Source organism: Variovorax sp. VRV01 (assembly GCF_014852545.1).
Classification (GTDB): Bacteria; Pseudomonadota; Gammaproteobacteria; order Burkholderiales; family Burkholderiaceae_C; genus Variovorax; species Variovorax beijingensis_A.
This window is the reverse complement of record NZ_JACVBS010000041.1, coordinates 1-9,036: the sequence shown is the minus strand read 5'-3', so window position 1 is coordinate 9,036 and position 9,036 is coordinate 1. Positions and strand designations below refer to the sequence as shown.

6 protein-coding genes are annotated in these 9,036 nt (G+C 69.2%); 3 read left to right on the top strand and 3 right to left on the bottom strand.

Annotation, left to right across the window (positions count from 1 at the left end; all coding sequences use genetic code 11):
• The first annotated feature begins 133 nt into the window (after positions 1 to 133).
• Together IB278_RS33325 and IB278_RS33320 are read left to right on the top strand one after the other, a co-directional pair.
• Positions 134 to 1,291, top strand: a complete 1,158-nt coding sequence (locus IB278_RS33325) for an alpha-hydroxy acid oxidase (RefSeq protein ID WP_192328725.1) — start codon at positions 134 to 136, stop codon at positions 1,289 to 1,291.
• A 106-nt stretch (positions 1,292 to 1,397) separates the two neighbouring features.
• Positions 1,398 to 2,738, top strand: coding sequence for an MFS family transporter (locus IB278_RS33320; RefSeq protein ID WP_145741323.1), 1,341 nt, complete (start codon positions 1,398 to 1,400; stop codon positions 2,736 to 2,738).
• A 24-nt stretch (positions 2,739 to 2,762) separates the two neighbouring features.
• Here IB278_RS33320 and IB278_RS33315 read toward each other — a convergent pair whose 3' ends face one another.
• Genes IB278_RS33315 through IB278_RS33305 form a run of 3 tightly spaced genes read right to left on the bottom strand, consistent with a single transcriptional unit; the run spans position 2,763 to position 7,854 of the window.
• On the bottom strand, positions 2,763 to 3,737 hold the full coding sequence (locus IB278_RS33315; protein WP_192328722.1) for a tripartite tricarboxylate transporter substrate-binding protein: 975 nt from the start codon (positions 3,735 to 3,737) through the stop codon (positions 2,763 to 2,765).
• Positions 3,738 to 3,763: 26 nt separating this feature from the next.
• On the bottom strand, positions 3,764 to 5,116 hold the full coding sequence (locus IB278_RS33310) for a hypothetical protein (protein ID WP_192328719.1): 1,353 nt from the start codon (positions 5,114 to 5,116) through the stop codon (positions 3,764 to 3,766).
• Positions 5,116 to 7,854: a tannase/feruloyl esterase family alpha/beta hydrolase gene (locus IB278_RS33305; RefSeq protein WP_192328716.1), complete on the bottom strand. Its 2,739-nt coding sequence runs from the start codon at positions 7,852 to 7,854 to the stop codon at positions 5,116 to 5,118. The genes IB278_RS33310 and IB278_RS33305 overlap by 1 nt, the downstream gene beginning before the upstream one ends.
• A 120-nt stretch (positions 7,855 to 7,974) precedes the next feature.
• Here IB278_RS33305 and IB278_RS33300 point away from each other — a divergent pair, with 120 nt between their 5' ends.
• Entirely contained in the window at positions 7,975 to 8,895 is a 921-nt protein-coding gene (locus IB278_RS33300) for a LysR substrate-binding domain-containing protein (RefSeq protein ID WP_145741316.1), read from the top strand.
• Positions 8,896 to 9,036 lie beyond the last annotated feature (141 nt).

Here is a 9,036-nt window from a genome sequence, read left to right as displayed (position 1 = left end):
TGTAGGTCGAGCTCGGGCTCGCAGGAGACCCAGGCTGCGCGGTGGCGAGTCAACCCGTTCACTGATCGACGTGCTTTGCAGCACCTCGAGCAATGAAGTTTGAACTATTCGAAAGATATAAGGAGACCGCCTCGTGCCCGACCTTTCCAAGATCACCTGCATCGAAGACCTGCGGGTGATCGCCAAGCGGCGTGTGCCGAAGATGTTCTACGACTACGCCGATTCCGGCGCGTGGACCGAAAGCACCTACCGCGCCAACGAGAGCGACTTCCAGAAAATCAAGCTGCGCCAGCGCGTGGCCGTGAACATGGAAGGCCGCTCCACGCGCTCCACCATGATCGGGCAGGAGGTTGCCATGCCGGTGGCCATTGCGCCCACCGGCCTCACCGGCATGCAGCACGCCGACGGCGAGATCCTGGGCGCTCGCGCGGCCAAGGCCTTCGGCATTCCGTTCACGCTCTCGACCATGAGCATCTGCTCGCTCGAGGACATTGCCGAGCACACCGGGCGGCATCCGTTCTGGTTCCAGCTCTACGTGATGAAGGACCGCGACTTCATCGAGCGCCTGATCGAGCGCGCCCGCGCCGCGAACGTGTCGGCGCTGCAGCTCACGCTCGACCTGCAGATCCTCGGCCAGCGCCACAAGGACATCAAGAATGGCCTGTCGACGCCGCCCAAGCCGACCATCGCCAACATGATCAACCTGGCGACCAAGCCGCACTGGTGCCTGGGCATGCTCGGCACCAAACGCCGCACCTTCGGCAACATCGCGGGCCACGCCAAGGGCGTGAAGGACCTGTCGTCGCTGTCGTCCTGGACCGCCGAGCAGTTCGACCCGGCGCTCAGCTGGGCCGACGTGGAATGGATCAAGAAGCGCTGGGGCGGCAAGCTGATCCTCAAGGGCATCATGGACGCCGAAGACGCGCGCCTGGCCGTCGCGAGCGGCGCCGACGCGCTCATCGTCTCCAACCACGGCGGCCGCCAGCTCGACGGCGCGCCCTCTTCCATCGCGGCGCTGCCGGCCATCGTCGATGCCGTGGGCCGCGAGATCGAGGTGTGGATGGACGGCGGCATCCGCAGCGGGCAGGACGTGCTCAAGGCCCGCGCGCTCGGCGCCCGCGGCACGCTGATCGGCCGCAGCTTTCTCTACGGCCTGGGCGCCTACGGCCAGGCCGGCGTGACGCGCGCGCTGCAGATCATCCACAAGGAACTCGACATCACCATGGCCTTTTGCGGGCGCACGAATATCGAGAACGTGGATTCGGGCATCCTGCTGCCGGGGACCTTCTAGCCCCTTCGGGCGGCAGGCTTGCGGCGCTGGCTGACAGCGCGCAAATGCGTGCGTGCAGAAAATGTTGCTTCCAACAACATCGCCTGCACGGGCGGCACAACGCATCATGAGCGCAGCCACTTCCATTTCCGGGAGCTCATCGGCCCCCGCATCGCCTCCCCCACCGCCCCACTACACCGCAGAAGAAAAACGCCACCGCGTCTTCTCGATCATGGCCGCCTCCTCGGGCAACCTGGTCGAGTGGTTCGACTTCTACGTGTATGCCTTCTCGGCGCTGTATTTCGCGTCATCCTTCTTTCCCAAGTCGGACCCGACGGTGCAGCTCCTGAACACGGCCGGCGTGTTCGCGGCGGGCTTCCTGATGCGGCCGATCGGCGGCTGGCTGTTCGGGCGCATCGCCGACAAGGTCGGGCGCAAGACCTCGCTGCTGATCTCGGTCTCGATGATGTGCGGCGGCTCGCTGGTGATTGCCTTCCTGCCCACCTATGCGCAGATCGGCGCCTGGGCGCCTTTCCTGCTGCTGGTCTGCCGGCTGTTCCAGGGCCTGTCGGTGGGCGGCGAATACGGCACCACCGCCACCTACATGAGCGAGGTCGCGCTGCGCGGGCAGCGCGGCTTCTACTCGTCGTTCCAGTACGTCACGCTCATCGGCGGGCAGCTGCTGGCGGTGCTGGTGATCGTGGTGCTCGAGCAGCTGCTCACCGAAGCCGAGCTCAAGGCCTGGGGCTGGCGCATCCCGTTCGTCATCGGCGCCGTGGCCGCCGTGGTGGCGCTGCTGCTGCGGCGCACGCTGCACGAAACGCAAAGCGCCGAGGCCAAGGCCAACAAGGAGGCCGGCACGATGACCGGACTCTTCAAGCACCACATGCCGGCCTTCCTGACGGTGCTGGGCTTCACGGCCGGCGGTTCGCTGATCTTCTACACCTTCACCACCTACATGCAGAAGTACCTGGTGAACACGGTGCACCTGCCGATCAAGACCGCCAGCTACGTGATGACCGGCGCGCTCTTCCTCTACATGTGCATGCAGCCGTTGTTCGGCGCGCTGTCGGACCGCATCGGGCGGCGCAACAACATGCTGCTGTTCGGCGGGCTCGGCGCGCTGGCCACGGTGCCGATCCTCACGGCGCTGCAGCACACCACCAACGCGGTGGCGGCCTTTGCGCTGATCATCGCGGCGCTGGCCATCGTGAGCTTCTACACCTCGATCAGCGGCATCGTGAAGGCCGAGATGTTTCCGCCCGAGGTGCGCGCGCTGGGCGTGGGCCTGGCCTACGCCGTGGCCAACGCGATCTTCGGCGGCTCGGCCGAATACGTGGCGCTGGGGCTCAAGTCGCTGGGCCACGAGTCGGCCTTCTTCTGGTATGTGACCGCGATGATGGTGATCGCCTTCCTCGTGAGCCTGCGGCTGCCGCGGCAGGCAAGCTACCTGCACCACGACCACTGAGGCCGCGCGCGCATCGCGTCTTCGTCAGTCCGCGTAGACGCCCGCGGCCTTGATGATGGGGCTCCACTTGGCGATCTCGGCCGCCACGAACTTCCTGTGGCCCTCGGGCTCGATGCGGCCATCGGCGGCCACCACGGCACCCAGGCCTTCTTCGCGCTTGATGAAGTCAGGGTCCTTCAACGCCACCTTCAGTGCATCGTTGAGCTTCTTCAGCACCGGCGCCGGCGTTCCCTTGGGCGCGTACAGGCCATGCCAGATGGTGACCTGGAAGTTCTTCAGCCCGGCCTCGTCGAGCGTGGGCAGGTCCTTCAGCAGCGGCATCGCGAGGCGCCTGGGCGTGGTGACCGCATAGGCCTTGACCTTCTTCGCCTCGATCTGCGGGGAGGTGTTGGTGGTCTGGTCGCACAGCAGGTCGATCTGCCCGCCGATCAGGTCGGTGATGGCCGGTGCCGTGCCCTTGTAGGGCACGGGCGTCATCTCGGTCTTGGTCGCGCTCTGGAAGAGCAGCCCGCACAGGTGCGAGGCCGAGCCGATGCCCGCGTTGCCGATGTTGATCCGGCCCTTGTTGGCGGCAATCCAGCCGGCAAGCTCCGCGTAGTTGCCGGCCGGAAGGCTCGGCTTGGCGATCAGCGTCATCGGCACGTCGTTGACGATGCCGAGGTATTCGAAGTCGCTCTCGACCTTGAACGGCAGGTTGCGCACCAGCGTGGGCACGGTGGCCATGGCGATGTGGTTCAAGAGCAGCGTGTAGCCGTCGGGCGCGGCGCGCGCCACCTTGGCCGCACCGATGGAGCTGCCGGCACCGGGCACGTTGTCGATGATCACGCTGGCGCCGCCCAGGGGCTTGCGCAATGCCTCGGCCAGGTCGCGCGCCACGCGGTCGGTCGGGCCGCCCGCGGCAAAGGGCACGACGATGGTCACGGGCTTGCCCGCGGGAAAGTCCTGCGCATGCGCGCCGGCGGCCAGGACGATTGCCGCAAGGGCGAACAGTTTCTTCATGGGGTCTCCATCGAGTCGATAAAAAATCAGGGTGCCCGCGCAGGCACGCGGGTTTCGAGCGCCGGTGCCTGCCACTCGGGCTTGATGTGGCAGCCGTTCTTGCCGTCGGTGTCGTAGCGCGGCATCAGCGCCGCGCAGCGCTGCGCCAGGCTCGCGGGCGTGGGCTTCTCGCCCTTGTCGATCCAGTCCATCAAGGCTTCGAAGAGCGCCGGGTATTCCGAATCGCTCAGGTAGCTGTGCTCGCGCTCGGCGCTGAAGCTCTGCACCAGCATGCCGCCCGTGCCGGCAGCATCGCGGATGCGCCGGTAGGCGTCTTCGAGCTCGACGAAAGCCGTGGGGTCATCGATGGCATGCAGGGCCACGGTGGGCAGCGCGGTGCGGCCTGAAGGCTGGCTGTCGGCGGCGAGCGCGCCCTTGGCCTGCGGGTCGGCCGCATAGCGCGCCACGCCGGCATTCAGCGCCGCATCGTCGGACGAGCCCTGGTAGGCCACGCCGATGTTGCCGAACGGGTTGCTTCCGCCCAGGCGCTGCTGCACCAGGTCCTGGAACAGCCAGGTGGCCCAGTTCAGGTGGCCCACCAGCGAGCGCTCCTGGATCTTCACGACCGACAGGATGGTCTTGAGCCGCGCGGCCTGCTCGGGCGTGCGCTGCGCCGCGGGCAGGCCGACGCCGGTGCATTCCCGGACGCGCGCGGCCAGCTCGGCGCGCGTGAGCTTCGAATCCATCGGCAGGCCCTGCCACAGCGGGTATTGCGGCTCGTCGGGCTTCGGGTGGTTGCGGCACACGTACTGGTAGACCACGCGCAGGTCGAGCCGGAAGTCGTAGGCGCTGTTGCCGCCGCCGAGCACGCCGCTGGTGAGCAGCAGGCCGTCGTATGGGCTCTTGGCATCGCCGGCCGGTGCGTAGAGTTCGGCGGCCTTCGCGGCCACGCCCGCGCCATAGCTCTGGCCATGCAGCAGCGTGCGGCGCGGCGGACCGAAGCGCTGCACGAAGATGCGGCGCAGGCGCTCGGTGTCCTCGGCGGCCATGGTCACGCCGTAGCCGCCGCGGCGGTAGGTGGAGCCGGCCCAGGCGTAGCCGGCCTTCACGGTGACGGCCCAGCGCTTGAGGTCTTCCTCGCTGCGCTCGAGCCGGGGCGGGCCGGTCTCGGGGCCGCCATGGGCATGCATCACGAGCACGCGGTTCCATGCCTGCGGTATGGCGATCCAGTAGAGCGCGCCGGCGCCATCGGCGCCGGTGTAGCAGCGCGTTTGCGCGGTCACCGGCGCCGGGCAGGCCGTGGGTTTGGGGCCCCAGGCGGCGGCCTCGGCCGCCAGCGCGGCGAGGGTGCCGAGCAGCGCGAAAGCGAAGTTGCGAAGAAGCGGTTTGCTGTCGTTCATCAATGCCGTGCTCCGAGTTCCAGCGCCGCGGCCGTTCCCGATGCGGAGACGAAGCCGAGAACGCCGTGGGTGAAGATGAAATTGCCGGGCCGGCCCGCGTCGGCCTGCACCACCCCGGGCACCGGCGTGTCGTAGCTCAGCACCGCGGCGGCGCCGCCCAGGTTGAAGGCGCTGCCTGCCACCGTGGCCTCGCGGCTTTCGCCTTGTACGCTGGCCATGGCGTAGCTGCCGTCGGCCGCGCCCGCCAGCAGGCTCTGCTGCGGCGCCAGCAGCCGCAGCCCGGTGCTGGCGGCGGATTCGCGCACCAGGTGCAGCGGCACCGCGCTGCCGTTGACCAGGCCGATCACCATCGAGCCGGTGAGCGTGCCGCCCGTGGTGGTGGCGCCGCCCGTCGGCGAGGTGGTGCGCAGGTCGAAGGCGTTGCGTGCAGCGTTGTAGCTGATGTAGCCCTTCTCGGTCTGCGTGCAGCTGGGGTCGTAGGCCATGAAGCTGCCGCTGGCCGCGTCGCGGCAGTACTGGAAGGTGCCCGCGTTGCGCAGCCGCGCCGACGAGGCATGCGCCACCGCGGCGCCGCTGCCCTGCTGCACGCCCACCGCATTGAAGATGTTCGCCACCGGGTTGAACACCGTGGGCGTGGCCGCGTTCTCGAAGGTGGCCTGGAAAGCCAGCAGCGGCGTGAAGCCGCCGCCGGCCGGCGCGTTCACGCCGCCGAGCAGCACGCCACCCGGCGAGAAGCTGAAGACCGCGCCGCTCTCCGCACTGGCGTAGCTGCACTGGCCCTGCGCCACCAGCGTGCCGCTGCGCTGCGTGCCGGCGGCGCGCTGCAGGCTGGCGTCGATGGTCACGGTGTAAGCCATGGTGGCGGGGTCGACCAGCACGCTGAGCTCTTCGCCGAAGCCGTTGCCACCCTTGTAGGTCGTGGCGGCCGCGGGCAGGTTCGGGCAGGCCAGCGGATCGCCCACCTCGGTCACGCAGCTGTAGTTGACCGCCGCGTCGAGGCTGCCGCTGCCGCGGTACCTGGGCCACGACGGAAAGCGGCACAGCGGGCGCGTGCGGCCATAGGTGCCGGCCACGGCGTCCACCGCCACGCCGGTGGCGGGCGCCAGGCCCTCCTCCACCCAGGCTTCGAGCGCCGCGAGCGAATCCCAGTTGGGAATGAACACTCCCGTGCCATGGCCCATGCCGGGCACGGTGTAGAAGCGCACGCTCTCGTCCACCGCGGCCTGTCCCAGCGTGGCGACGAGCTGCCGGTAGTAGTCGATGGTGGAGTTGGGGCTGATCACTTCGTCGGCCAGGCCATGCAGCATGATGATGCGCCCGCCGTGCGCGAAGAAGGGTGCGAGGTCCGGATTGGTGGCATCGGTGAGCTTCGACACCTCCACGACGCGCGCCGTGTAGCCGGCCGGGTCCAGCGGATCGAAGCCGAGCGTGTCGAAGCCCTCGATGCGCGTGACGAAGTACTTCACCCACTGGTCGCCCGTGACGTACATGTTGGCATCGGCCGAGGTGGCCGGATTGGCCGGCACCTTGCGCGTGCCGAGGTCGCGCGTGGTGTACGGCCCGGCCACGAGCGCACCCTCGAGCAGGTTGTAGCCGCCCGCGCGGCGCACGCCGTTGGCGAGCGCGTAGCGGGTGAGTTCGAGCGGCGACTCGATGGTGCGCACGGTGGCGATCTGCGCGTCCGACAGGCAGGTGTCGCCGGTGTCCAGCCCGCCGCTGCAGCGCAGCGATGCAAGGATGGGCGCATTGAGCTGGCGGCAGCTTTCCACGTTGCTCACGATGTTGTCGGCCGCGCCGTCGAGCTTGTCGCAGGCCTGCATCGCGGCCTTCTGCACCAGCAGCGTCTTGGCCACGTTCATCCAGCCGGCACCGCCGTTGCCATAGAGCGCGCGCCCCACCGCCACGTTCGACAGCCGCGTGCCCGTGTAGTTGAGCGCGGGCTCGTTGGCGATGATGCCGTCGTAGTCGAGCGGCCAGCGCTGCACGTAGCCGAGCGCATCGCGCCCGCCGGTGGAGGTGCCGAGGAAGTAGGCCTTCTTCGGCTTCACGCCGTAGTGCGCGAGCACCAGCGCCTGCGCCACGTCGCGGGTCTTCTTGAGCGACAGGCCGCCGTAGTTGGCCAGTTGCTCGTCGTTCGCCGCGAAGCGGCCGTCGGTGATGCTGCTCGCCTGGTGGCCCGAATCATCGCCGTAGGTGGCATAGCCGAGCGCGAGCGGCGCGGGCTTGCCGGCCGGGCCGAAGCGGATGGTCTCGGTGCCGTCTATGAGCACGCCGTCGAAACCGCCGCCGCCGAAGTGGATGGTCTTCCGGTTCCACTTCTCGGGCAGGTTGAGCGCGAAGTTGATCGCCTGGGAGGCAGGGTCGACGGGCTGGATGGTGCCGCGCACGCGGCAGTAGTCGCCCATCAGGTTGCCGGCGTCGCCCGCGGCCACCGGTGTGGCGCTGGTGACGGTGGCGCCCTGCGTGGGCAGGCCGATCGCCGAGGCGTCCAGGCTCTTGCCGGCCAGCTCCGCGCACGAGAGCACCGGCACCACGGGCGCGGGCGGCGGGTTGTCCGGCGGATCGGCGTCGGGCGGGCTGGTGGCTGCGGGCGGCGGCGGGAAGAAGAGGCCGCCGCTTCCTCCCCCACCGCCACCGCCGCACGCGGCCATGAGCAGGGACATGCCGATCGCGGCGCCGAGTGGGCGGCAGCGGTGCAGGGCGTTGCGAATCATCGATGAGGGGCGCGGTGTGCGCATGGACTTGTCTCCGGCATGCGGCCTCGGAGGACCGCTTTTTTGAACAGGCGGCCGGACGATAGGTGCACGGGTGACCTGGGGTCAAATAAAATAACAAGGCACTTTCAATACAAAAAACATATGGACATCCGAGCGCTGCGCTACTTCACGGCCGTGGCCGGCACCGGCCACATGACGCGCGCCGCCGAGCAGCTGGGCATCCAGCAGCCGCCGCTGAGCCTGCAGATCAAGGCGCTGGAGCGCGAGCTCGGCGTGCTGCTGTTCAGGCGCCATCCGCGCGGCGTGGCGCTCACCGATGCGGGGCGGCTGTTCCAGGCCGAGGCGCTGCGCATGCTGCAGGACATGGAAGCCATGAAGCAGCGCATGGCGCGCGTGGCCAAGGGGCAGGCCGGCACGCTGGCGGTGGGCTTCACGAGCTCGGCCGCGGCGCACCGCTTCATGCCCGAGGCCCTGCGCGCCTTCCGCCGCGCGCATCCGGACGTGGAGCTGCAGCTGCGCGAGGACAACGCCGCCGAGCTCACCGAGGCGCTGGCCGCCGGCCGCCTGCACTGCGGCCTGCTGCGCGTGCCCGTGGCGCGGCCTGAAGGCCTGGTGTTCGAAACGCTGCTGCGCGAGCCGGTGCTGGTGGCCATGCCCATCGACCATCGGCTTGCCCTCGCGCGCAGCAAGGCCTCGCGCGCGCTGCCGCTCGCCAGGCTGTGCGAGGAAGGCATCATCCTGGTGCGGCGCCCCGGCGCGCCCGGCCTCTATGCCGAGCTGCTCGCGCTGTGCCACGCCAAGGGCCTGCGCCCGCGCGTGGTGGCTGAAGTCGATCGCATGATGACCAACCTGAACCTCGTGGCGGCGGGGGTCGGCCTCTCGGTGGTGCCGGCCTCGATGGGCGGCGTGCATGCGCATGCCATCGCCTATGCGCGGCTCGCCGACGGCGGGCAGCTCGACGCGCCGCTCACGCTGGTGCTGCGCGCCGAGGAAGACAACCTGCCCGCGCAGCACTTTGCGGCGCTGCTGCGCCGGCTCGCGGGCGAGCACCCGCGCTCATGAGCACGCGCATGCCGTTGCAGTGCCGACGTCGCTGCCCGCCAATGACATCAAGGAGTTCATCGAACTCGCGCGCAAGTCGCCTACGCCACTGGCCTATGGGTCGGGCGGCGCCGGTGGTATCTCGCACCTGCCGATGGCGAT